Source organism: Colwellia hornerae (genome assembly GCF_007954355.1).
GTDB classification, from domain to species: domain Bacteria; phylum Pseudomonadota; class Gammaproteobacteria; order Enterobacterales; family Alteromonadaceae; genus Colwellia_A; species Colwellia_A hornerae.
Genome location: NZ_VOLR01000020.1, coordinates 56,674 through 81,282 on the forward strand (window position 1 = coordinate 56,674; position 24,609 = coordinate 81,282).

Sequence of the window (24,609 nt, forward strand, 5' to 3'; positions counted from 1 at the left end):
ATTCACATCTACAAGTTAAGTGGTTGTTTATTTATTTATTTTAGCTTGGCTTACTTAGTGGCATAAGTGACTAAGTAAAGCCCAATACCAGCGGCAAAAACACATAAGCTGACATTAAGTAATATATTTATCATGCCTTTTAAGAATTCACCTTGTTGCATTAACAAAAGTGTATCCAATGAAAAGGTTGAAAATGTGGTAAAGGCTCCGAGAAACCCGATACCTATTAAGGTTCGGTAGACACTTACTTCAATTACACCATTTTCAATAAGACCATATAAAGTGCCCATGATCAATGAGCCGGAAATATTAACCGCCAATGTCGCAAAAGGGAAACCTTTTCCGAGCCAATTCAATATTAATTGTGAAAAGTAAAAGCGCAGACTTGCCCCGCACGCTCCGCCAAGTGCTACAAATAGGTATAATGAAAAGGTGCTAATGGTATTAGTCATAACGTTTATTATTACTTTGGCTATTTAATTCATTGAGGAAATTCTGTTTATCTTTTAGCTGTTTTTCCAAGCCACGGTCTGTTGGTTGATAAAGCGAGGTATATTGTAAAGATTCGGGAAAATAATTTTCTCCTGCAGCAAAGCCATTATCTTCATTATGGGCATACCTGTATTCGCTGCCATGACCGAGTTCTTTAGTAATACTGCTGGTCGCATTTTTTAAATGAAAAGGTACGTCGAGCTCTGCCGTGTTTTTAGCAAGTTCTTTCGCTTGGTTAAAAGCCATATATACGGCATTACTTTTTGGTGCTAAAGCCATGTATACAGTTGCTTGCGCTATAGCTCGCTCTCCTTCACTGGGTCCGACACGCTGAAAAGTATCCCAAGCATTGATAGCGAGTTGCATTGCTCTAGGGTCAGCATTACCAATATCTTCACTGGCGATCGCTAAGAGCCGGCGGGCAACGTAAAGCGCATCTCCGCCACCGGCTAATATTCTCGCATACCAATAAAGTGCGGCATCAGGAGAGCTGCCGCGCACTGATTTGTGAAAAGCACTGATCAAATCATAAAAGGCATCACCGCCTTTATCGTATAAAGCAATTTTATTGCCTGCTACTTGCACAACAGTTTCTAAAGTAATGGTGATCTGGGAACCTGACAGAATATCAATGCAGTTTTCAAAGACATTCAATAGACGTCGTGCATCGCCATTAGCCAAGGTTAATAATTGCTGCTGTGCATTATCTGCAAGAGATATCTTGATGTTTTTACTGTTTTGCTGATCTTGACAAGCTCGCGTTAAAATAATAGATAAATCATCACGCGTTAACTTTTTTAACGTATAAACACGCGCTCGTGATAAGACCGCTTGGTTGAGTTCAAAAGCGGGGTTTTCAGTGGTCGCGCCAATAAAAATAATGGTGCCATCTTCAATAAAAGGCAAAAAAGCGTCTTGCTGTCCTTTATTGAAACGGTGTACTTCGTCAACAAATAATACCGTGCGTTTTTTATGGCGAAGTAAACGTTGCTTAGCATTATCTATCGCTTGACGTATATCTTTAATTCCCGAGGTTACCGCCGATAAACGTTCAACCTCGGCATTAGCATGGCTTGCAATGATTTCAGCTAAGGTGGTTTTGCCTGTACCCGGCGGTCCCCAAAAGATAACAGAATGACACTTTCCCTGCTCAATCGCTATTGTTAACGGCATACCTGGCGATAAGATATGTTGCTGTCCTTGATAATCGGCTAATGTTTTAGGTCGAAGCTTGGCTGCTAGTGGTTGAAACTGATCACTTTTATTGTCAGTTTCAAGCTTTAATTCATCAGCGAAGTCTAAAGGTAGAGAGCCATTAGCGTCGTCGTTAACGTTGATCATCTAACTCAACACCTTCGGGTATTTTAAAGGTAAATAATGCACTTTCTGGGACATTTTTTTCGTCAAATTGTGAAAGTTTAAACAGGCTTAACTGCCCTGTTGCATCTACAATAGTAAAACTATTCAGGTCATTACTATTTTTCTTAAAACGTAATTCTAATGTCTTTACTTGGGCATTATTATCATTTGCATGAATGAGGTAGTTGTTTTCATCCATTGAGCTGACACTGTAATGTTGCCATAGTGCAGGGTCGCTACTGGTTAATAATAATATAGGGGTATTAAGTAATGCTTTTTCTAAAAGATAAGCACTGACCTGTTCAACAAAGGGATCAAAAAACCATAAGGTAGCGCCATCTGAAACGATTAATGACTCATCTGGCTCTGCTGTTTTCCAATACACTAAGTTAGGCTTTTTTACCGCTAGCGTACCTAAGGCGTTTTGTAACTCATTACCGTCGCCATCGAGCACTTGCTGGTTAAAATTCGCAGTAAAATACTCAAGCTTTGCCAATTTTTTCATTAGGCTACTTTTAACTATTTGAGCTTCATTGTTTGGCTTTTCTATAACACTTGTTGGTTCATTCAACGGCAAAGCAAAAACGGAAATACTTGCGCTGCCTAAAACAACCGCAGAAAAAAATGATAAAATTACTGTTTTTTTGAGGGAAAAATTCATTCAGTTATCCTTATAACTTGACTAAATAGCTCAGGGAAAATAACACCTAAAGATCTCTTACAGGTGGTGGTGCTAAAACTTCACGGGCACCGTTATGGCCTGGCGAACTGACTACATTTTGGTTTTCCATATCTTCAACTATGCGTGCTGCACGGTTATAACCAATTCTAAATTTACGTTGCACACTTGATATCGAAACACGTCGGCCCTTAGTAACAAATTCAACCGCTTCGTCATATAAGGTATCAAGTTCAACCGCTTCATCAGCTTCGGCTTGTTCGCCCGGTAACAAAATTTCATTATCAGTATCACCTGACAATATTTCTTCAACGTAATTGGGTTCACCACGTGATTTCCAATCAGCAACCACAGCATGTACTTCGTCATCGTTGACAAAAGCGCCATGAACGCGCACAGAAACAGCTTCGCCCGGCGGTAAATAAAACATGTCACCCATGCCTAATAACTGTTCAGCACCTTGTTGGTCGAGAATAATACGTGACTCCATTCTCGATTGTACACGCAGTGCCATACGGGTTGGGATATTGGCTTTAATCAAACCGGTAATCACGTCTGCGGAAGGACGTTGCGTTGCTAAAATTAAGTGCATACCGGCCGCTCGAGCTTTTTGAGCAATACGGGCAATAAGTTCTTCAACTTTTTTACCCGCAACCATCATCATATCGGCAAACTCGTCAACGAGAATAACAATCGCAGGCAATTTTTCTAACAAAGGCGGTGTTTGAGTAAAAGCATCATTAGGTTGCCAAGTAGGATCGATTAACGGCTCTCCAGCTTCAATAGCATTAAGCACTTTTTCATTGTAGCCTTTGAGGTTACGCACCCCTAAAGACGACATAAGTTTATAGCGACGTTCCATTTCACCCACACACCAACGCAGTGCGTTAGCGGCTTCTTTCATGTCGGTAACCACTTCAGCTAACAAATGTGGAATACCGTTATACACTGATAATTCAACTTGTTTTGGGTCAATCATTATCATCCGCACATCTTCTGGTGTGGATTTATACAAAATACTTACAATCATGGTATTAACAGCAACTGACTTACCAGATCCTGTTGTACCTGCGACTAATAAATGCGGCATTTTGGCTAGATCAGCTATCACAGGTTTACCCGAGATGTCGCTGCCAATCGCCATGGCTAAATGAGATCTTGATTCAGCAAATGCTGGAGCAGAGATAACATCAGTAAAATAGACCGTTTCTCGATATTTATTGGGTAACTCAACACCAATAACAGATTTACCTTCAATAACTTCAACAACACGGACACTTTTAGCAGACAAAGAGCGAGCAATATCTTGTGACAAACCACTCACTTTACTGGCTTTTACACCTGGCGCCAGATTTAACTCAAAACGGGTGATAACCGGTCCGGGATAAACCCCAACAACTTCTGCTTTAACGCCAAACTCTAAGAGTTTTTCCTCAACTAATCGACTGACTAATTCAAGCTCTTTCTCGTCAATAGGATTTTGAGTCCGGTTAGGACGATCTAATAAATCGAAGCCAGGTAATCCTTGGTAAGTTGCGCTATCTCTTTTTGTTGTGACCTTTATGGGTTCTTCAACATTTATCGGATCAACTTTCTCAAAGGCGGCGGTTATTTCATCTTCACTAACATGTTCTTGAACATTGAAAGCAAGAGGTTCACCGATAAGATCATCGATAGCGACAAAATGCTCAATATCCTCATCGGGATCAAAAGAAAAGTCCTCATTACTAGGGGCAATAATGTTTTGATGTTCTTGTTCATTGACTTCATCAAAAGCATGGTGTAATTCTTCGTTTTCATCCGCTAGGCTATCATCTAGCTGAAAGCTTGCTGGTTTTTTTTCAGTAAGTTCAGGTAAAGCCACTGGCTGATCTTTTTTCTCAACAGGACGAACCAATAATGATTGCTTTAGTTTTTCAGCCTTTAATTCAGTAAAGTAATTTTGTATTTTTTGAGGTATTGTCAATAAATATTGCGCAAATAAAATCGTATAAGCACCGGTTTTATCAATAAAGGCGATTAAAGAGAAACCCGTTAGTAGCACAAAGCCAGAAAGTAGGAAGGTTAAGAATAATAACGTGCTACCGACGAAAGAAAAGTATGGCAGAACGGTTTGACTTAACGCGTCACCAATAATGCCACCCGCTGAGAAGTAAAATACATCATCAAAGTTCATACTGGCAATTGATGTTATACCAATATAAAAAAGAATAAAGCCAATACACTTTAACCCTAAGGTTAAGTAATCTAATTGAATTAAGCGATGATATTTTTGAAACAATAACCACCCTGTTATTGCGGTCACAAAAGGTAGGCTATAAGAAATAAAACCAAATAAGTTTAACAGTAAGTCAGAAATATAAGCGCCAACAGCACCGCCTAAATTGCGAATAGGTGTTTGATAACCGCTTTGAGACCAGCCAGGATCAGCCGGGTTAAAGCTGAACAACGCTAACATAATAAACATGGCAAATAGAAAGGAAACTAACAAACCAGCTTCTAGCAATCGTTGCACACCATTTAATTTACTTTGAGTAGGAGATTCTGTAGACAATATAATAAACCGAGTTAATAACTATTTTATAGCCATACCACTAAAGCTGCAGTAATATGGGTATGTTTATATACAGTAAAATAACAAACTATTGTAAGGAGTTAAATGTTTAAATCACTTACTTGACCTCAATGACACGATTAACGTTTAATCGGTAGAAAATTAGTCGATTTAACCTCTTCCATCACAACATAACTTCTACTTTCACTAACCGCGGGCAACCGAAGTAAGGTATCGCCTAATAATTCTCGATAGGCAACCATGTCTGCAACGCGAGTTTTAAGTAAGAAGTCAAAGTTTCCAGACACTAAGTGACACTCTTGTATTACATCAAGTTCATGTACCGCCTTAGAAAAATCATCAAAAACATCAGGACTGGTTTTAGTTAAGGTTATTTCCACCAATACCAGTAATGCAGCCTCAAGCTTTTGAGGGTTTAATATTGCTTGGTAGCCTTTGATATACTTTTCTTTCTCTAGTCTTTTTACTCTTTCTAAACAAGGAGTTGGGCTTAGCCCTACCCTTTTAGACAATTCTATATTAGATATACGAGCATTCTTTTGCAGTTCAACGAGAATATTACGATCGATGCGATCTATGCTTTTATTTTGAGAATTCGACATTATATAAAATACTATATATTTTTAATATGACAGGATTATATATCGCCAAATAAAATAATACGACAGGTTAATTCGAGAATAACGCATTATAATAGCCGCAAATATTATAAAAACAATACAACAAGTGAGATGATTATGATTATTGGTGTTCCTAAAGAAATTAAAAACCATGAATACCGTATAGGGTTAACTCCAGCAGGCGTTAATGAACTAACGGTTAATGGTCATGAAGTGATTGTTGAAAATAACGGCGGCGAATCTATTGGTTTTGAAAACGAGCAATATATAGCCGCTGGTGCCAAGATTATAAACACAGCAGCAGAAATTTTTGCAACCGCTGACATGATAATAAAAGTAAAAGAACCGCAACCTGGCGAGTGTAAAATGCTACGCCCAGGTCAAATTCTTTTCACTTACCTACATTTAGCTCCCGATGCTAAGCAAACTGAATTATTAGTTGCTTCTGGCGCAACGTGTATTGCCTACGAAACCGTAACCTCTGCTCAAGGTGGTTTACCTTTATTAGCGCCAATGTCGGAAGTAGCTGGCCGTATGTCTATTCAAGCAGGCGCTCATGCCCTTGAAAAAGCACAAGGTGGTTTAGGTGCTTTATTAGGTGGTGTTCCGGGTGTTGCTCCAGCGAAAGTATTAATTATCGGTGGTGGTGTTGTTGGTACTCAAGCTGCTCGTATGGCAGTAGGTATGGGTGCTGATGTAACAATATTAGATCGTTCATTACCCCGTCTACGTCAATTAGACACTGAATTTGATGGCCGTTTAAAAACCGTTTACTCTACTGCTGATGCGATGGACCAATTAATTGTTGAAGCTGATTTAGTAATAGGCGCGGTATTAATTCCGGGTGCAGCTGCACCTAAATTAGTGACAAGAGCTCACATCAGAATGATGAAAAAAGGTGCTGTTGTTGTTGATGTTGCTATTGACCAAGGTGGTTGTTTTGAAACATCAAAAGCAACGACTCATCAAGACCCAACGTATGTTGTTGACGACGTAGTACATTACTGCGTAGCTAACATGCCTGGTGGCGTAGCACGCACATCAACAATGGCATTAACCAATGCAACCATGCCATTTGCGGTAATGCTTGCCAATAAGGGTGCAAAACAAGCCATGCTTGATAACGTACACTTAATGAATGGTTTAAACGTATTAGGTGGAAAAATCACTTACCAACCTGTAGCTGAAGTTTTAGGCTACGAATACGTACCTCCTGAAGTGGCTATCGCTACTTTATAAGGACTGATAAACTATTTTTATGATCAACATATAAAAATTACAAACCTCTGTTATATTTTTAACAGAGGTTTTTTTTACGAAAAATGTTAAACCTGACCATATGGTTAACTTGTGTTATATTTCAATAAACATCACTAAAATAAGAGTTAGGGAATCAATCATGGAAATTCAGGTTGTCGATTATCAAGATAAAGACGCTGGAAAATTATTTGTTCAAAGCTTAAGAGAAACAGGTTTCGGTGTATTAATTAACCACCCTATTGAACAACAACTTGTGGAATCTATTTATAAAAATTGGTATCAATTTTTTAGCAGTGAAGAAAAGCATAACTTAAGTTTTGATCCCAAAAAACAAGATGGCTACTTCTCAACTGAAATTTCTGAAACGGCTAAAGGCCATGCTAATAAAGACATAAAAGAGTACTTCCATGTTTATCCTTGGGGCAGAATCCCTGAGCAACTCAAAGATGAAATACTGACTTATTATAAGAAAGCCTCTGAACTCGCTGCAGAATTACTTGATTGGGTCGAAAAATATAGCCCGGTCGAAGTCTCAGCAAAGTATTCAGAGCAACTGGCGAATATGATCAAAGATACGCCAAATACCTTATTACGTATTTTGCATTATCCGCCATTAAGTGGTGATGAAGAGCCGGGCGCAGTTAGAGCGGCAGCACATGAAGACATAAATTTATTAACGATATTACCCGCAGCAAATGAACCCGGCCTGCAAGTCCAACAACAAGATGGCTCATGGATAGATGTGCCCAGTGATTTTGGCAGTTTAATTATTAATATTGGTGATATGTTACAAGAAGCCTCAGGTGGATATTTTCCATCAACCAGCCACAGGGTTATTAATCCCTCAGGCAAGGCCAGTAAAAAATCTAGAATATCATTACCCTTGTTTCTTCACCCACGAGATGAAGTTGTCCTATCTGAACGACATACTCAAAAAAGTTATTTATTAGAAAGACTAAAAGAGCTTGGCGTAAAATAGCGATAGGTGGTGGTTTATAAGGGTTATATGCCATCACTGTCCATTTAACCTTGCACTTAGCGCAATCTTTTATCAAAAAAGTAATTTACCCTCTTGAGTTCTTTGCTTAAACTCCCAACTAATACCTTATAATTATATTTTTTATCAATTTTTGGAGTCATACATGAGCGAAGCAAGACATTGCCCGTTACTCATTTTAGGATCAGGTCCCGCTGGTTACACTGCAGCAGTTTATGCCGCACGCGCAAATTTAAAACCAGTGATGATCACTGGCATGCAACAAGGCGGTCAATTAACAACGACCACTGAAGTTGAAAACTGGCCAGGTGATGCCGATGATCTTACCGGTCCGGCTTTAATGGATCGTATGCAAAAGCATGCAGAAAAGTTTGATACCGAGATTATTTTTGACCATATCAATGAAGTTGACTTTTCGAGCCGCCCTTTCACCTTAAAAGGCGATAGCACCAGTTATACTTGTGACGCACTGATCATTTGTACCGGAGCTTCAGCACAATACCTAGGTTTGCCATCAGAAGAAGCATTTATGGGCAAAGGCGTTTCAGCTTGTGCTACCTGTGACGGTTTTTTTTACCGCAATCAAAAAGTTGCTGTTGTTGGCGGTGGTAATACTGCTGTTGAAGAAGCGTTATATTTATCAAACATTGCCTCTGAAGTTCACTTAGTCCATCGTCGTGAAACTTTCCGCTCTGAAAAGATTTTAACTGACCGTTTATACGAGAAAGTTAAAAACGGCAATATTACCTTGCACTTAAATCAAACCTTAGATGAAGTGTTAGGTGATAAAATGGGTGTTACTGGCGTACGTTTAAAAGAAACGCAATCTGACACTACTAAAGATATTGACGTTATGGGTTGTTTTATTGCCATTGGCCATAAGCCAAACACCGATATTTTCAACGACCAATTAGCGATGAAAGATGGCTACTTAACAATACAAAGTGGCACTAATGGTAATGCAACACAGACCAGTGTTGAAGGTGTTTTTGCCGCGGGTGATGTAGCTGACCATATTTATCGCCAAGCCATTACCTCTGCTGGAGCTGGCTGTATGGCAGCCCTTGATGCAGAACGTTACTTAGACGCTAAAGGCTCTTAGTCATTAAAAACCAGATTGTCGCATTACTCGGTGTCGATGATCTGGCATTTCCTCCCTTAAAGCATGCGCTAATTGAACCCAATGGCTTACTTGCCGTTGGTGGAGATTTATCGATAGCGCGATTAAAGTCAGCTTATCAAAGTGGCGTGTTTCCTTGGTATAGCGATGGCGAACCCATTATGTGGTGGAGCCCAGATCCGCGTGGCATTATTCTAACTGACCAATTACGTATTAATCGCACTTTGCGAAAAGTACTAAAACAACAGAACTTCACCGTAACCTTAAATCAAGCCTTTGACCGTGTTATTCATTATTGTGCAGATGCTCCCTTTCGTAAGGAGGATACTTGGATAGTTGATGATATGTTAGCGGCTTATCAACACTTGCATGATAATGGTGACGCACATTCGATAGAAGTCTGGATGGATGGTGAATTGGCAGGTGGTTTATATGGCGTGGCAATTAATGGCAGCTTTTCGGGTGAATCTATGTTTTATCGAAAAAGTAATGCTTCTAAAATCGCATTAGTTTATTTAAATGCCCTATTAAAAAGCCAAAATGTTCCATTAATTGACTGCCAAATGCTCAACCCTTTTTTAGAAGACATGGGCTGTGTCGAGGTTTCTCGCTCACAGTTTATGACATTAAAGGAAAAAGCGTTAGCGGTTTTATTACCGACAGATTTTTGGTTACCTCGCCAACTGACAGAAGAGCCCTAGTATGAACACAAATTTTCAGTTAGGCATTACCGGTTCGTTTCCTTGTAACTACTTGCCCAACCAAGAAGAGCGTTTATTGATTGCAACCGACGAGCGTTTACATAACAGTGAACATTATGGTTGGTTAATGTCACAAGGCTTTAGACGCAGTGGTGATCAAATATACCGACCGCACTGTGAACTTTGCTCTGCATGCAAATCTCTGCGGGTCTTAGTTAAAGAATTTATTTTATCTAAAAGCCAAAAACGAAATATAAAGAAAAATAATCTATTCTCTATCAATATTTCAGCTGAAAAAAAAGCGATTTATTACCCGCTTTACGAAAATTATATCAATACATTACATACCGATGGCTCAATGTTCCCGGCAACAAACGATCAATACAATAGTTTTATCAGTTGTAATGTCACAGAGCAACTCTACCTTGAAATTTGGCATGATAATCAACTTATTAGTGTTGCAGTAACCGATGTACTAAAAGATGCCCTATCAGCCGTATATACCTTTTATCATCCGGATTATAATAAGCACGGTTTAGGTGTGTTTTCTATTTTGCAGCAACTGTATTTAGCAAAAGATATGCAAAAGAACTTTCTTTATCTGGGTTACCAAATTGATGACTGCAAAAAGATGAACTACAAGGATCGTTATTACCCACACCAAGTCTTGATAGAAAACAGATGGCAAACGGTAAATAAATAACACTATAGCTTTACATTCCGGCCTGTTTTCGGCATTATCTGCCCAGATTTTTGTTTATGCACAACTTTAGAGGTTTAGCGCCCAATGGCGAAAGAAGAAAATATTGAAATGCAAGGTACGGTTCTTGATACCTTACCAAATACTATGTTCCGCGTTGAACTAGAAAATGGTCATGTTGTTACGGCACATATTTCAGGAAAAATGCGTAAGAACTACATTCGCATATTAACGGGTGATAAAGTAACGGTTGAATTGACACCGTATGATTTATCTAAAGGCCGTATTATTTTCCGTGCTAGATAATTAAGACCCTATAAAGCTAAAAGCCCTGTGAATATTATTCACAGGGCTTTTTTATTACTTTAGCTATGTATCTTTAAACCTAAAATTCAATCATTGACGATTATGCCAACTTTTTTAATAAGCCGTCGCTAGCATCTTCAACTAAATCTAAGACAAACTTAAATCCCCTCGCTCCACCATAATATGGATCAGGTACTTCTAGTTCTTCAAAATTATCTGCATATTCTAAAAACAATTGAATTTTTTCATGTAAATGCTCTGGTGCTAATTTTTTTAGTTCTTTAACATTATGCTCGTCCATCGCTAAAACTAAATCAAATTTGGTAAAGTCTTCAACGATAACCTTACGTGCTTTAATTTTGTCAAATGAGTAACCACGTTCAGTGCCTATCTTTTGCGCACGATGATCAGGTTTTTCACGCGCATGAGAGCCCGTTGTACCCGCAGAATCTATAATTAAAGAAATACCCTTTTCTTTAACTTTATGACGAAAGACCGCCTCAGCACTTGGCGAACGACAGATATTGCCCATACAGACAAACAGAATACTATTTATTTCTTTATAATTCATAAGTTTAGTTACCAATCTCCATGTATTTGACATCTGACCATTAGTATTTTCATACTATTAAAATCAATGACTTATGTATTGTTAATGAATTTAACGAAACTATCTTGAGCTATTTTTATAAGAAGGTAAAGGATAATTCTCGATAGAAAGTGACTCACATCAAACTAAATTTAATCAGCAAAATAATGAATAAAAAATTCTATGGGATAATAAATCATATCGATACTGCTGATTAAAATAATCAAACTTTACTGTTCTTATAAGCTAAACAACTAAACAACTAAACTATGACTTTGTCGTGTCTGAGTCATTATCAACACCAACATTGTCATTGTCAGTATCTTCAACTTTTGGTGTCCCGTTAGCATTAAATTCAGCTATCGCTTCACCAGAGGACTCCCAATGTTCTTTTTCTTCGTCTGTTGCTTTAGGCGAAAACAATCCAGTAAAAGCATAGAAAATTCCAATGAGGGGCGCGGTCCAACAAGCAAACGCTAGTGGAATATACAAAAGATTTTCTATGTTACCATCAGCAATACCAAGACCAAGTGCTGAAATTACAAAGGCACCACCCGCGTTCCAAGGAATAAGGGGTGACATTAATGTGCCACCTTCTTCAATTGCGCGTGACAGGTTTAATGTTGAATAACCCATACCACGGTAAACCGGAGAGTACATTCTTCCCGGTAAAGCGATAGATAAGTAAGGGTCTCCAGCGACTAAGTTAGTTGCAAACGCAGTGCCAATAGCTGCGGTTTGGGTACCTGCAAAACTACTGACTTTACTTTTAATGGCATTAATAATTGACTTCAAGCAACCCGTTTTCTCGAGCGCACCGCCAAAGCCTAAAGCAATTAATATCAAGGAAATAGTCCACATCATTGATTGAATGCCACCACGATTTAGCAAAGTGTCAATTTCTTCAATACCGGTACTTATTGAATAGCCATTATTGGCAAAGTCGAAAATTGATTGCAGACTATGGCCCTGAAAAATCATTGCCGTTGCTCCGCCCGCTACAACACCAGCGAATAGGGATGGCATGGGAGGATATTTTTTTATTGCTAAGCCCATCACAACCAAAGCTGGCAATAATACCCATCCTGAAATATAAAAGTTTTCATCTAAAGCGCTAGTGATAGCGTTAATTTTTTCAAATGAAATGCTTTGGGTGTCTATTACAAAAAATCCAACTAACAAATATATGATAAGCGCGATCAGCATGGCGGGGATGGTAGTTGCCATCATATTTTTTATATGAGAAAAAACATTCGTTCCAGTAACTGCAGGAGCCAAATTAGTTGTGTCGGAAAGGGGGGATATTTTATCGCCAAAAAATGCACCGGAAACTACTGCACCAGCAGTCCAATACGCTGGAATATCAAAACCCTCGCCAATGCCCATTAAAGCCAAACCAACAGTGCCAACACTCGCCCAGCTAGTGCCAATGGAAACAGAAACTACTGCACAAATTATCATACCAGCAGCTAAAAAGATTTCGGGCGAAAGTACCTTTAAGCCAAAATAAATAATACTGGGTACCGTCCCGCTGGCAATCCAAACGCCAATGATCATGCCAACCGTTACCAAAACAGACACCGAAGGCAAAGCGACGTGAATAACATGAAAAATTCCTCTTTCGATATCTTTCCATTTAAGTCCTAATTTAATGCCAACAATACTGGTAATAGCTAAGCCAATGGCTAGAGGAATGTGTGGCTCGAAAACGCCAAAGTAAAAAATTTGTGTTCCAAGTATAAGCAGAGTTAACACGACAGGTGTCAAAGCAAGTAATAAACCCGGCTTAGCATTTTTTGTCCGGTTCATATAAATACCTCATCTTTGTTATTGATAAACGATGGCAATGAATAACCATCGTTGTTTTGATGTTACTAAATACGCTAGTGCAAAGCGTTAGTGATTAAGACATCCCCTAACAACCTCACTAATTTCCTGGTGCTGTTAACAAGAGTAAGTCATTAAATCTGACGCTTCTGATAGCATCCATATACCCGCTATAATCATAAATAAATTTTCAGTAATAGATACTAAGCCTAGGGGCACATTACTATTCCCCCCGACACACGCACATTTTAATTCACGCTTATCAACATATACTGCTTTAAACACCGATACTGCCCCTACCGTTCCAATGAACAATGATATTGAACCCACTAGGTAACCAGGTAGCGCAGCGAGCATTCCAAGACCGGCAAAAGCTTCCGCAAAAGGATATACATACGCGTATCTAAGATGACGCATTGCAAGTAAATCATAGGTAATAAATGAGTTTGTAAACGCAAAAAGGTCGCTCATCTTTTGAATGGCTAATAAGGTCATGCTAAAGGCAACGAAGAGTTCTATGACTGTTATTAGGCTAACGATTTCTCTATAGGTAAACGCCGTTGCTATTGCCATGAGTAACGCCATTGCAAATGTAGCTAATACCGGCGTATAGGTAGTGCCTGTTTGAATAGCTGGCTTCATACAAAAATAGTATCTTAGGTCATCATAGCCACCTAAGCGCTCACCATTTATAAAAATTTGAGGGGTCGTTTCTACCCCCTGCTCTTTCTTAAATTTGTCAACTTCTTCACGAGTCGCCAATTTGTGGTCAGTGACTTCAAAACCCTGCCTTGCTAGCAAGTCTTTTGAACGAAGACCAAATGGACAAATATGTTCATTGGTATGCATACGAAATAACATTGCTGACTTTTTCATTATTTTCCTTATTCTTAGACTATAAATAGATGTCTATTATTTATTGGCTAAAATTGAGATTATTATCGCTAATAATATCTTTGCTATAGATTAGATTTTTTATGCTTAATGATGTCATTAAATAGTTAACGTATAAGCCAATTCACCCTATCAAAAATTATCCTTAGTTATCTGTGCGCTATCAGACACAATGAATATTTGAAAAGAAATAGATGAACAATTAACTTGTTTAGTAACCATAATGATTTATCCCCTTAGCAGAGTTTGAACTTAATTGAGTTATGTGTGATGGCGTACAGATTTATTTTTTCATTAAGCGCAAAGTATCGATAAGTTAATTTGTTAAATAAGAAAGTCTCATTTTTATATTAAGTGAATGAAAAAGGATTATAAATGAGTAGTAATGTAGATATTAATAATCGTCCCGATTACGACGCTGTCATTGAAGATATCGCTGATTATGTTTTAACATTTCAAGTCGCCAGCGAAACTGCTCTGGACACTGCGCGTAACTGCTTAATGGACACATTAGGTTGTGGGCTGCTAGCGCTTAACTTTCCTGAGTGTACAAAACATCTTGGCCCCATTGTAAAGGGAACAATTGTGCCAAATGGCGCACGAGTACCAGGCACTTCGTTCAAACTAGATCCGGTAAAAGCTGCATGGGACATTGGTTGCATAATTCGGTGGTTAGATTACAACGACACTTGGTTAGCGGCTGAATGGGGTCACCCTTCAGATAATTTAGGGGGTATTTTAGCTGTAGCCGATTATTTGTCTCAAGTTAGACTCGCTAAGGGCGAGCAGCCTCTTGTTATGCGAGAAGTACTTGACGCTATGATCATGGCACATGAAATTCAGGGCGTAATCGCTCTCGAGAACTCATTTAATCGTGTGGGTTTGTGTCATGTATTATTAGTACGCGTTGCTTCTGCAGCCGTGGTAACTAAAATGATGGGAGGTAACAAAGAGCAAATAATGGCAGCAATATCGCAAGCTTGGGTCGATGGCTCAGCATTGCGTACCTACCGTCACGCGCCTAATGCAGGCTCTCGTAAATCTTGGGCGGCGGGTGACGCCACCTCACGTGCAGTTCGTTTGGCTGACATATCAATGCGAGGCGAAATGGGCATCCCCAGTGTGTTAACAGCGCCACAATGGGGATTTTATGAGGTGTTATTCTTTAAAAACAATAAAGACCAAACCATCAAAAATAAAAATAAACGCCAATTATCTTTCTCCCAAGGTTACGGCTGTTATGTCATGGAAAACATATTATTTAAGGTTTCCTTTCCTGCCGAGTTCCACGCACAAACCGCTGCAGAAGCATCGATTACTCTACATGCTCAGGTAAAAGATCGTTTGGCCGATATTGACAAGATAGTGATCCGCACACATCAGTCAGCTATTCGTATTATTTCAAAAGAGGGGTCGCTTGCCAACGCTGCCGATCGCGATCATTGCTTACAATACATGATTGCGGTTCCTTTGGTTTTTGGCAGTTTAACCGCCGACAATTATGAAGACAGTTTTCACAACGCACATCCTATTATCGATGAACTGCGTGATAAAATGCAGGTGATCGAAGACAAACGCTTCACTGCAGAGTATTTAGAAGCAGATAAACGCTCTATTGCTAATGCTATTCAAGTGTTTTTTAACGATGGTAGCAGTACAGAGGAAGTGGTTGTTGAGTACCCTGTAGGTCATCGCCGCCGGCGTGAAGAAGGGATCCCGTTATTAGAGCTGAAATTCAAAGATAACTTAGCAGAGCGCTTTTCAAATAAGCACTGCCAAACGATCTTCACCCTTTGTAAAGATCAGGCCAAGCTTGAGGCGACATCAGTAAACCGCTTTATGGACTTATTTGTTATCAGCTAAGCTAATAACTTATGCTGACTATCCACCAAGCATACTCAATATAAAAGAAAGGGCTACTATTACTGTTAGCCGTAATCACTGACTTTAATCATTAAGTAACGAACAGAGCATCACTAATAGGATTTAATATGAGTAATAAAAATGAACTAAGCATAGCAACTTATGCCGCTTTAAAAACTTGCATCGCAAATGGCGAAGAACAATCAGTAAAAGAATTATTAGCGAAACAGCCAATCCAAGCACTTGAGAAAAGCTACCTTATTGATTTAGCGAAACTAAATAACAATGCCACTATAATAAAGCTCCTTGAGGATATTTCAGTAAAACAATAAATAATACCCCCAAATAATAAGCCCGGAATCGTAGGTACTATGTCTAAAGAAAAAGGTTAACCAAGATGCCGGGGTTAACCTAGTACAGGGAATGCTTTACTCAGTGAAGGGCATTAATAATACTTACGGAGCTGGCTTTCATAATCTGGGTCGATAAACCGTTCCAAATCAAAGAGTGGATTTTCGATTATTTTCTGAGCGTTTACGTTAACGGTTATAGAACAGCCGGCCCAGTTTACTGCATCAATACATTTGTGACTAATTAACACTTTACGTCCACCTGGCACCCAGTGACGCGTATCAATAACGATATACGAAATAGTCCAATTATCATCATTTAAAATAAAGTCGTCGATATGGGCAACTTGTTGATCTGTGGTATAGATTTTAAATTTCTTAACTTCATCTGTTGAGCGTAAATGCCAATCTTCTGATTTGATTTTACTGTTATCCTTAGATAATTGTGTTTCAACTAATGGCATTGGACTAGGAGACGTTCTCCATAAACCTTCGTTCATCCAATAATATGCATAACCGTAGTATTCAAATAACTCAGTTTCATACTGATGTGATATTTTTTGGTGTTCACCAACCAATGGACTATTTTCAATTTTAGAACGGGTTAAATCAAGAGGAAATTGATACTGTTCCCAGTAAGGTTCTCGCAGTGATATAGTGCTGATCAATACTTTCCGGTCTTTGCTGAGCCATTCTTTGCTATCAGCAACTATATAACGTATTACCCATAATTTATCGTCAAAAAGGAAATCTTTACAACGACCTATTTTTTTGTCGATACCTAGTAATTGGAAACGCATAATTTCATTAAGACTTCGTAACATTGTCTTGCCCCTCTCTATTTATTAAGGCTTGTTTTCTCTAACCTCATTCCTGCTATTATATAAGGTCTTGCTATTGTTCGTATGTACGCCAACACACTTAGTGCTTAATAGTTACAACTCAGCTATCAAGAGTAGGGTTTTAAGTTTATCTTGTTCAATATAAAGTAATGGCAACACTTATAAGGTTCATCTATTGTCATTAGCGAGCAAAATCAGCACAGTCAAACATCTTAAATTACTCAATAATTAAATGTTGATGGGTCGTAATTTTCGCAAAAGTATTCTAGTGGAAGATGATTTAAAAAAGGTGTTAATTGGCGTAGATTTATAATGTTTGACTGCGGCATCGAACAACTACTGACCAGAATAGCTTTATGACTAAGCACTACGACTATTGAGTGATGTGCTAAGTATCGTCAGGCTAAATGACTTTAATTTTTTGTTTACAGGAGGCATGCTTCCCGTTAACTGTAATTTAAAACATTAAACGTTTAGTTCAACATTTCAATGTAATCGCCTTTCATAAGCTGATAACACTCGCAAGCTTGTAACTCTAGACCTTTGCGATCAAGTATATGGATATTCCCTCGGCTATAGCTAATTAACTTTTTATCTTTTAATGAACCAGCAGCCAAGGTTATGCCACTTCTGCGGACCCCAAGCATGTCAGCAAGAAACAGATGGGTAAGATGTAAATGATGAGAATGCGCCCTATCATCGGTTATTAGCAACCAACGAGCAAGCCGAGGTTCTATTTGATGAAATCTCATGCAGACCAATGATTGTGAGCATTGCATAAGTAAAATATAGAGATAATCATTAAGTCTTTTTAACAAGAGAGGAAATTTTTCTAGTTGATAATTAAATTGCGTAACAGATAAACGTAGCGCAGTTCCTGAACCATGAACAACAGCTCGTTCGGGTGCTGTGTTTATACCTAAAATGTTGAAAATGCCCAACATGCCTTCATTGCCAATGATGCATAATTCAAGCGGCGGGTGTTCAGTTCCAGATGTTACCAGTGAAATATACCCGGTTAATGGATAAAATATATAGTTACTACACTGACCGCGCTCATACAATATGTCACCACAGGTTAAATTAACTATGTCGCATTGCGCTAGGATAGTTTTTTGCAGGTTATCAGGCAGTCCATCTAATAGCTTATTGGTGACTTCTTGCTTTTCTTTTGAGTGCATTTTTTGATCTCGAATACAGAAAAAGATGATATTGTGTTAAATAATCAAGATTAATAACGCCAATGAGCAAGTGTAAGCCTAATAATGTTTTGCTTCTGTGCGGTGGCAAACACTTCCCGCTAAGATAACCTTATCAATAAAATGAATATGCAAAAAAAACGGTTAAGGGTTTTACACTCGCGATATCTTTATTGTTTATTGTTTATTGTTTATTGTTACAGCGATAAAAATGACCGTTAAGTATCATGACTATGCTGTTAGGTAACGATAGTGACTGACTTTTCCTTGCCATATGTTGTAATAACAATATATGGCAGCGGTATAAATAGAGCGTTTATCGTCATTGATCGCCACAGTTGATAAACGTGATGATTAACCTTGATTAAAGATTAATGACGTTTTGTGAATGATAATAAAATTTTTCGTTGCCATGAGGTAGTAATCGGTCAGTTTCTTTTTTTACGACCGCGTAGCATTCACAACTCAATTGTTCGAGTTTCTGCCTATTTAACACGGTAATATGGCCGCGATGATAATCGATAACGCCCAACTTCTGGAGTTTTCCTGCGGCTTCTGTCACGCCTTCGCGGCGTACGCCTAGCATATTAGCAATCAGTTCTTGGGTCATCGTTAGGTTATTATCCGGTAAACGGTCGAGTGACAGTAAAAGCCAACGACACAATTGTTGATCAATCGTATGGTGGCGATTACATACTGCAGTCTGTGACATTTGGGTAATAAGCGATTGGGTATAACGAAGCATTAAACCTAACAACTTTCCATGACGATGGAACTCTTCGGTTAACCGCTTCCCTTTAAGCCGATATGCATAGCCTGCGCTTTGGATGACAGCCCGGCTAGACGTACTTTCACCCCCCATAAACAAAGCAATACCAACAACCCCTTCATTACCTACCACAGATATTTCTGCCGAAGCCCCACTCTCCATCACATATAATAACGACACAATGGAGTCAACGGGAAAGTACACATTAGCGAGCGTGTCGCCAGCTTCATACATCACCTCTCCTAACTCTAATTTCACTAACTCAACAAAAGGAAAAAGTCGTTCTTTTACTTCATCAGGTAAGACAGATAACAGGTGATTTTGTAAAGGAGTGATCTTGGTGTCGATGATTTTTTGCATAGTCTAAGCGTCCCTTCTTTAAAATTGAATGAGCTGCTGGAAATTACAATGGTACGTTAACAGAAGTAAAGTTATTGCTCTGTTCGATACCGTACACACTACTCTTTCTTGAGGTAATAAGTAAAAAAAGTCTATTTACCAGCAATAAATACTCATTTCACTACAAATACATGCCCTTAATTTAAATAACAGTATAAAAAACAACAATAACATCTAAATAAAGAAATATAGAATTGGATATTTTCAATGGGCTAACTAAATATTAGCCCATTAGCTTGAAGATAAACAATAAGGTGATAATTAGGTTATGTGTGGCACCGTACAGATGTATTTTTACGTTAAGTGCAAAATGCTTATATAGTCTTCGTTATTATAATTGTATTAGTTAATTGATGGATAACACCATGAACATTTTTTACGATGTAAAAGACCTAGCGTTATTAAAGACAAGTAGTAAGAACAGCACGTTATTAACAAAACATTAAAATTTAAGAAAAGGAAATTTTTATGTATAAGCATATCTTATTTGCCACAGAACTTAATGAAACAAAAAGCTATATTGAGGATAAAGTAGCGCAGTTACAGCAATTCACGAAAGCAAAACTCAGTATTATTCATGTGGTAGAGCCTTTACCTAATGTTTATTATGGTGGAGCACTTGGTGTTGTTCCAGGCCCTGATCCTATTGGCAGTTTAGGCAATACAAAATTATTAGAAGAACGAGCCAAAGAAGTATTACAACCTTTAGCTAATCGGCTCAATAGGACCGAGCAAAACCTACATATATCTATCGGGCACATTAGTGAAGAAATATTAGCTTTTGCAGAGCACGAAAATGTTGATTTAATTATAACAGGCAGCCATGGTATACATGGCTTTCGCCTATTATTAGGATCTACCGCCAATGCCATTTTACACGGCGCAAAATGTGATGTACTAGCTGTACGTTATAAAGAATAGAAACAATCGATTAAACAAATAAATATAAGGCGTTGAGCACTTTGTTGATGAAATCTGCTATGTGCTATCCAATCAATTTAGCCACATATAATCGAACACCTTACGGATTGTTATGTAAACAGTCACCGCTCTCTTATTTTTAGCCTCTACAGTAAAGTGTTGTCCTAGTATGTTAGGGTATATTTAATAAGCTTAACGTGATGCGCGACACCCATATAATGAATACTTTTAATGGAGATAACGACTAATGGCCAACTCTATACAATCTTTAAAGCAGCTTGAAATTAATGGTGAAATTTGTCAATACCACAGTTTTGATGGTTTGGCAGATAAGTATGACCTTTCACGTTTGCCTTTTGCCGCTAAAATCCTTTTAGAAAACTTATTACGGCATGCGGATAGTGATTTTGTCGAACAAGGGGATATTGAAACCTTAGCCAATTGGGATGTAGACAACTGGCAGGATACTGAAATTGCTTTTGTACCGGCTCGCGTAATTTTGCAAGACTTTACTGGGGTACCCGCCGTAGTGGACTTAGCAGCTATGCGTGATGCGATAGTAAAAATGGGTGGAAAAGCAGACAAGATAAACCCATTAAATCCAGTCGAATTGGTGATCGACCATTCAGTTATGGTCGATGTGTTTGGTCAAGCTGATGCGCTGGAAAAAAACACCGAGATTGAGTTTCAACGTAATCGGGAACGTTACCAGTTCTTACGCTGGGGTCAGCAAAGTTTTGATAATTTTAAAGTGGTACCTCCGGGCCGTGGTATTGTCCATCAGGTAAATCTCGAATATTTAGCCCGCGTCGTGTTTAAAAAGCCAGACGAAAACAATTTACTTTACCCAGATACTTTGGTTGGCACCGATTCACATACCACGATGATTAATGGCTTAGGGGTGTTGGGTTGGGGAGTCGGCGGTATCGAAGCTGAAGCCGCTATGTTAGGCCAACCAGTCACCATGTTAATACCTGAAATTGTTGGCTTTGAATTAACGGGAAAATTACCTGCGGGGACTACAGCAACTGACTTAGTCTTAACCGTAACTGAACAATTACGTGCTGCAGGTGTGGTCGGTAAGTTTGTCGAATTCTTTGGTAGCGGCGTAAATGAACTGACCTTGGCCGACCGAGCAACCATAGCCAATATGGCGCCCGAGTATGGGGCGACTTGTGGCATTTTCCCCATTGATCATCAAACCACCGATTATCTGCAATTAACCGGGCGTGACAGTGAACATATTGAACGTGTCGAGTCTTATTTAAAAACCATGGATATGTGGGGAACGCAGTCTCAACAGCATGCTGTTTATCATAGCCGGTTATCATTAACACTGGATGATGTAGTACCTTCTATTGCTGGGCCTAAACGTCCACAGGACAGAATTTCACTGGACCGTGCCGGTCTTGCTTATCGTGACTGGTTAGCTTTACAACACGGTATTAAACAAGCAGGTTCGAGCGAAAGTGAAAGTGGCTTTGAAAGTGAAGGCGGACAACCTTCGTTGCTGTTACCTGTTAGTAATGAAGATTCAGGTGTTCCCTGTCAGTATGCTGATAAAGACTTTGTATTAAAACACGGTGCCGTGGTGATAGCAGCAATCACCAGTTGTACTAACACCTCAAATCCATCGGTATTAATTGCCGCTGGATTGTTAGCCAGAAATGCTCGGCTGCGAGGATTAACGGTAAAACCTTGGGTAAAAACCAGTTTTGCACCGGGTTCACAAGTGGTCACTGATTATCTGCTTAAATCCGGTTTAAATGAGGACTTAGATGCTCTTGGTTTTCAGCTAGTGGGGTACGGTTGTACTACTTGTATTGGTAATTCAGGCCCTTTACCTACCGAAATTAGCGACGCTATTCATCATGGCGATTTGTCTGTTACCTCTGTTTTATCGGGTAATCGTAACTTTGAAGGTCGTATTCATCCAGAAGTGCAGGCTAATTATTTAGCCTCTCCTCCTCTGGTCATTGCCTATGCTTTAGCGGGTAATATGAAGATAGATATTACCACGGGCTCACTAGGTGATGACCCTTCAGGTAAACCGGTTTATTTACATGACATCTGGCCAGATAGTCAGGAAATTAAACAAGTTATAGAAAAAGTTATCGACAGTTCGATGTTTATCTCACGATATGAAGATGTTTATAGCGGTAATAAAGACTGGCAAGCGCTAGATATAGTACAAAGTGACAAGTATGATTGGCCAGCTTCTACCTACGTCAAATTACCACCATTTTTTAATAATATTAGCGCAAAAATACCCGATATTCAGCCAATTAAAAATGCTCGATGTTTATTAAAGCTGGGTGATAGTGTTACCACTGACCATATATCTCCTGCCGGTTCCATTGCGCTAGATAGCCCCGCGGCTGAGTATTTACAAAGTGAAGGCGTCTCACCCAAAGACTTTAATTCTTATGGCTCAAGACGCGGTAATCATGAAGTTATGATGCGTGGTACCTTTGCCAATGTGCGTTTACGTAATTTATTAGCGCCTGGCACTGAGGGCTGTTGGACGCGTATGATGCCATCAGGTGAAAAAATGAGTGTCTTTGATGCTGCGATGCAATATCAAACAAAAAATATTGCCTCGGTTGTCTTAGCTGGAAAAGAATACGGTACCGGCAGTTCCCGTGATTGGGCCGCCAAGGGACCGGCTTTATTGGGCGTTAAAGCGGTTATTGCGCAAAGTTATGAACGTATTCATCGCTCTAATCTGGTCGGTATGGGGATATTGCCACTGCAGTTTATGCCTGGTGATGATGCCGAGTCATTAAAACTGACCGGTGAAGAGCAATTCAGTATTCCTGCAGTGAGCACGGGTCAGAAAACGGTGAAAGTGTCGGTTAAAACTAAAGATGGCGGTGAGCGTATTTTTGAAGTAAAAATTCGCATTGATACACCAAACGAATTTAAATATTATCAACATGGTGGCATATTGCACTATGTGCTGCGTAATTTAGCGGCGACAAGCTAGCGTAGTTACTCTTTCTTGATTATTTTCACGAGAACTATTTACCAATAACAATGAACAGGTCATATCAGTGCCCTGTTCAATTTTTCATTAGTGGAGCAATATTTTTTAAAATATTGACATCATATTTTAACTATATATATACCTGTAATTTATTCAGATTATGATGCTATTTTTTATAGGAAGACCTTCGAGTAAATCTTTCAAGATCTTACACCGCTTGCTTTGTAAGTAAATGCTTGACTAACAAAGCAAGCCTTTTCTGAAAGAATTTTTCAGGAAGAGAAGTTAACGATAGCCTATTTATATTTCCCCTTATGATGAGATCTCTTTAATAAACACCATTAAATGCCTTCACTACTTATAATCTATCTTTTAAATCGTCTGCGTATTTTGAATCTTGGGAAATTTCAGAGTACTTGCGCAGATGAACTTCATACTGAAGGTCAGCAAGTCGTTCTAAATCAAATGGCGGACTTTCCTTTATTTTCTGAGCGCTGACGTTAACCGTTATAGAACCTTCAGCCCAATTTACCGTTTTAATTGACTGGTGATAAATGAGAACTTTATCTCCACCCGGTAACCAATTACGCGTATCTACAACAATATAGGGAATGGTCCAATCTTCGTCATTCAAAATAAAATCTGCAATATGACCAATTTTTTGGTCTGTGGCGTGAATTTCATAGCCCTTGACCTCATTGGTTGATCGCAAATGTCTATCTTCCGCTTTAACCTGACTTTCATCTTTGAGTACGTTAGCGTCTACTAAGGACTTTGAATTTGGATAGTTTTCCCATAACGCCTTGTTCATCCAATGATTACCATAACCATAATATTTGAATAGTTCTGATTCATATAAATGAGATATCGGTTGATTTTCATTAAGGGAGGGACTATTTTTAATCCCTTCTCGCGTTAAATTAATTGGGAATTGTTGCAGCTCCCAGTTCGGTTTATTTAATGATATAGGACTGATTAATATTTTTCGTCCACCGGGCAACCATTTGTTAGTATCAGCCACCATATAGCGCACTACCCATAATTGATCATCAAAGAGAAAATCTTTACAGCGCCCTATTTCCTCATCAATACCTTGAAGTTGAAAACGTATAATTTCATTGAGACTTCGTAACATTGTCTTATACCTCTATTTTCCTAAAT

22 protein-coding genes are annotated in these 24,609 nt (G+C 38.8%); 10 read left to right on the forward strand and 12 right to left on the reverse strand.

The features are described from left to right. Positions 1-50 precede the first annotated feature (50 nt). From crcB to lrp, 5 genes are all read right to left on the reverse strand, one after another. Complete coding sequence (gene crcB / locus ESZ26_RS14130; protein WP_146800116.1) at positions 51-452, reverse strand: fluoride efflux transporter CrcB; 402 nt, start codon at positions 450-452, stop codon at positions 51-53. Next, positions 445-1,833, reverse strand: coding sequence for a replication-associated recombination protein A (locus tag ESZ26_RS14135; protein WP_146800117.1), 1,389 nt, complete (start codon positions 1,831-1,833; stop codon positions 445-447). The genes crcB and ESZ26_RS14135 overlap by 8 nt, the downstream gene beginning before the upstream one ends. Continuing rightward, a complete protein-coding gene (gene lolA, locus ESZ26_RS14140) occupies positions 1,820-2,512 on the reverse strand; it encodes an outer membrane lipoprotein periplasmic chaperone LolA (RefSeq protein WP_146800118.1) in 693 nt (230 codons plus the stop codon). Before lolA ends, ESZ26_RS14135 begins: the two co-directional genes overlap by 14 nt. 46 nt (positions 2,513-2,558) lie before the next feature. Next, positions 2,559-5,084, reverse strand: coding sequence for a DNA translocase FtsK (locus ESZ26_RS14145; protein ID WP_223271702.1), 2,526 nt, complete (start codon positions 5,082-5,084; stop codon positions 2,559-2,561). Between the two features lie 140 nt (positions 5,085-5,224). Then, positions 5,225-5,707: a leucine-responsive transcriptional regulator Lrp gene (gene lrp / locus ESZ26_RS14150; protein WP_146800119.1), complete on the reverse strand. Its 483-nt coding sequence runs from the start codon at positions 5,705-5,707 to the stop codon at positions 5,225-5,227. Positions 5,708-5,842: 135 nt separating this feature from the next. Between lrp and ald the strand changes: the two genes are divergently transcribed. From ald to infA, 6 genes are all read left to right on the forward strand, one after another. Next, entirely contained in the window at positions 5,843-6,964 is a 1,122-nt protein-coding gene (gene ald, locus ESZ26_RS14155) for an alanine dehydrogenase (protein WP_146800120.1), read from the forward strand. A gap of 160 nt (positions 6,965-7,124) precedes the next feature. Beyond that, positions 7,125-7,964, forward strand: a complete 840-nt coding sequence (locus tag ESZ26_RS14160; RefSeq protein WP_146800121.1) for an isopenicillin N synthase family dioxygenase — start codon at positions 7,125-7,127, stop codon at positions 7,962-7,964. 163 nt (positions 7,965-8,127) lie between these two features. Further along, positions 8,128-9,084, forward strand: a complete 957-nt coding sequence (trxB, locus tag ESZ26_RS14165; RefSeq protein ID WP_146800122.1) for a thioredoxin-disulfide reductase — start codon at positions 8,128-8,130, stop codon at positions 9,082-9,084. A 113-nt stretch (positions 9,085-9,197) separates the two neighbouring features. Further along, positions 9,198-9,803: a leucyl/phenylalanyl-tRNA--protein transferase gene (gene aat / locus ESZ26_RS14170; protein ID WP_223813313.1), complete on the forward strand. Its 606-nt coding sequence runs from the start codon at positions 9,198-9,200 to the stop codon at positions 9,801-9,803. 1 nt (position 9,804) lies between these two features. Beyond that, positions 9,805-10,506 carry an arginyltransferase gene (locus tag ESZ26_RS14175; RefSeq protein WP_146800124.1) on the forward strand — a complete coding sequence of 234 codons (702 nt, stop codon included), beginning with the start codon at positions 9,805-9,807 and terminating at the stop codon, positions 10,504-10,506. A gap of 84 nt (positions 10,507-10,590) precedes the next feature. Beyond that, complete coding sequence (gene infA / locus ESZ26_RS14180) at positions 10,591-10,809, forward strand: translation initiation factor IF-1 (protein WP_011043571.1); 219 nt, start codon at positions 10,591-10,593, stop codon at positions 10,807-10,809. 100 nt (positions 10,810-10,909) lie between these two features. Here the strand turns inward: infA and ESZ26_RS14185 are convergent, their stop codons facing one another. The 3 genes from ESZ26_RS14185 to ESZ26_RS14195 form a co-directional block, all read right to left on the reverse strand. After that, entirely contained in the window at positions 10,910-11,380 is a 471-nt protein-coding gene (locus tag ESZ26_RS14185) for a low molecular weight protein-tyrosine-phosphatase (RefSeq protein WP_146800125.1), read from the reverse strand. A gap of 285 nt (positions 11,381-11,665) precedes the next feature. Further along, positions 11,666-13,207 carry a Na+/H+ antiporter NhaC gene (nhaC, locus tag ESZ26_RS14190; RefSeq protein WP_146800126.1) on the reverse strand — a complete coding sequence of 514 codons (1,542 nt, stop codon included), beginning with the start codon at positions 13,205-13,207 and terminating at the stop codon, positions 11,666-11,668. A 135-nt stretch (positions 13,208-13,342) separates the two neighbouring features. Beyond that, positions 13,343-14,101 (reverse strand): MauE/DoxX family redox-associated membrane protein, encoded by a 759-nt coding sequence (locus ESZ26_RS14195; RefSeq protein WP_146800127.1) that lies wholly within the window; start codon positions 14,099-14,101, stop codon positions 13,343-13,345. A gap of 393 nt (positions 14,102-14,494) precedes the next feature. Here ESZ26_RS14195 and ESZ26_RS14200 point away from each other — a divergent pair, with 393 nt between their 5' ends. Both ESZ26_RS14200 and ESZ26_RS14205 read left to right on the forward strand, forming a co-directional pair. Further along, positions 14,495-15,982, forward strand: coding sequence for a bifunctional 2-methylcitrate dehydratase/aconitate hydratase (locus tag ESZ26_RS14200; protein WP_146800128.1), 1,488 nt, complete (start codon positions 14,495-14,497; stop codon positions 15,980-15,982). Positions 15,983-16,110: 128 nt separating this feature from the next. After that, a complete protein-coding gene (locus ESZ26_RS14205) occupies positions 16,111-16,314 on the forward strand; it encodes a hypothetical protein (protein WP_146800129.1) in 204 nt (67 codons plus the stop codon). Positions 16,315-16,427: 113 nt separating this feature from the next. On the opposite strand, the gene ESZ26_RS14210 is transcribed toward ESZ26_RS14205, so the two are convergent. The 3 genes from ESZ26_RS14210 to ESZ26_RS14220 form a co-directional block, all read right to left on the reverse strand. Then, a complete protein-coding gene (locus ESZ26_RS14210; protein WP_190278407.1) occupies positions 16,428-17,156 on the reverse strand; it encodes a PRC-barrel domain containing protein in 729 nt (242 codons plus the stop codon). A 491-nt stretch (positions 17,157-17,647) separates the two neighbouring features. Beyond that, positions 17,648-18,355: a Crp/Fnr family transcriptional regulator gene (locus ESZ26_RS14215; RefSeq protein ID WP_146800130.1), complete on the reverse strand. Its 708-nt coding sequence runs from the start codon at positions 18,353-18,355 to the stop codon at positions 17,648-17,650. A 382-nt stretch (positions 18,356-18,737) separates the two neighbouring features. Next, positions 18,738-19,502 (reverse strand): Crp/Fnr family transcriptional regulator, encoded by a 765-nt coding sequence (locus ESZ26_RS14220; RefSeq protein ID WP_146800131.1) that lies wholly within the window; start codon positions 19,500-19,502, stop codon positions 18,738-18,740. Positions 19,503-20,009: 507 nt separating this feature from the next. Here ESZ26_RS14220 and ESZ26_RS14225 point away from each other — a divergent pair. Both ESZ26_RS14225 and acnA read left to right on the forward strand, forming a co-directional pair. Beyond that, positions 20,010-20,462: a universal stress protein gene (locus ESZ26_RS14225; protein ID WP_146800132.1), complete on the forward strand. Its 453-nt coding sequence runs from the start codon at positions 20,010-20,012 to the stop codon at positions 20,460-20,462. Positions 20,463-20,709: 247 nt separating this feature from the next. Continuing rightward, positions 20,710-23,448, forward strand: a complete 2,739-nt coding sequence (gene acnA, locus ESZ26_RS14230; protein WP_146800133.1) for an aconitate hydratase AcnA — start codon at positions 20,710-20,712, stop codon at positions 23,446-23,448. 358 nt (positions 23,449-23,806) lie between these two features. Here acnA and ESZ26_RS14235 read toward each other — a convergent pair whose 3' ends face one another. Next, positions 23,807-24,583: a PRC-barrel domain-containing protein gene (locus ESZ26_RS14235; RefSeq protein WP_146800134.1), complete on the reverse strand. Its 777-nt coding sequence runs from the start codon at positions 24,581-24,583 to the stop codon at positions 23,807-23,809. Between the last annotated feature and the right edge of the window lie 26 nt (positions 24,584-24,609).

Coding starts and splice junctions, on each gene's coding strand:
- trxB (WP_146800122.1), top strand. CDS start 8,128: ATGAGCGAAGCAAGACATTGCCCGTTACTCATTTTAGGATCAGGTCCC.
- ESZ26_RS14205 (WP_146800129.1), top strand. CDS start 16,111: ATGAGTAATAAAAATGAACTAAGCATAGCAACTTATGCCGCTTTAAAA.
- ESZ26_RS14135 (WP_146800117.1), bottom strand. CDS start 1,833: ATGATCAACGTTAACGACGACGCTAATGGCTCTCTACCTTTAGACTTC.
- ESZ26_RS14225 (WP_146800132.1), top strand. CDS start 20,010: ATGTATAAGCATATCTTATTTGCCACAGAACTTAATGAAACAAAAAGC.
- ESZ26_RS14175 (WP_146800124.1), top strand. CDS start 9,805: ATGAACACAAATTTTCAGTTAGGCATTACCGGTTCGTTTCCTTGTAAC.
- ESZ26_RS14220 (WP_146800131.1), bottom strand. CDS start 19,502: ATGCAAAAAATCATCGACACCAAGATCACTCCTTTACAAAATCACCTG.
- ESZ26_RS14235 (WP_146800134.1), bottom strand. CDS start 24,583: ATGTTACGAAGTCTCAATGAAATTATACGTTTTCAACTTCAAGGTATT.
- ESZ26_RS14160 (WP_146800121.1), top strand. CDS start 7,125: ATGGAAATTCAGGTTGTCGATTATCAAGATAAAGACGCTGGAAAATTA.
- ald (WP_146800120.1), top strand. CDS start 5,843: ATGATTATTGGTGTTCCTAAAGAAATTAAAAACCATGAATACCGTATA.
- ESZ26_RS14195 (WP_146800127.1), bottom strand. CDS start 14,101: ATGAAAAAGTCAGCAATGTTATTTCGTATGCATACCAATGAACATATT.
- ESZ26_RS14215 (WP_146800130.1), bottom strand. CDS start 18,355: ATGCACTCAAAAGAAAAGCAAGAAGTCACCAATAAGCTATTAGATGGA.
- ESZ26_RS14185 (WP_146800125.1), bottom strand. CDS start 11,380: ATGAATTATAAAGAAATAAATAGTATTCTGTTTGTCTGTATGGGCAAT.
- lrp (WP_146800119.1), bottom strand. CDS start 5,707: ATGTCGAATTCTCAAAATAAAAGCATAGATCGCATCGATCGTAATATT.
- nhaC (WP_146800126.1), bottom strand. CDS start 13,207: ATGAACCGGACAAAAAATGCTAAGCCGGGTTTATTACTTGCTTTGACA.
- crcB (WP_146800116.1), bottom strand. CDS start 452: ATGACTAATACCATTAGCACCTTTTCATTATACCTATTTGTAGCACTT.
- infA (WP_011043571.1), top strand. CDS start 10,591: ATGGCGAAAGAAGAAAATATTGAAATGCAAGGTACGGTTCTTGATACC.
- ESZ26_RS14210 (WP_190278407.1), bottom strand. CDS start 17,156: ATGTTACGAAGTCTTAATGAAATTATGCGTTTCCAATTACTAGGTATC.
- acnA (WP_146800133.1), top strand. CDS start 20,710: ATGGCCAACTCTATACAATCTTTAAAGCAGCTTGAAATTAATGGTGAA.
- ESZ26_RS14200 (WP_146800128.1), top strand. CDS start 14,495: ATGAGTAGTAATGTAGATATTAATAATCGTCCCGATTACGACGCTGTC.
- lolA (WP_146800118.1), bottom strand. CDS start 2,512: ATGAATTTTTCCCTCAAAAAAACAGTAATTTTATCATTTTTTTCTGCG.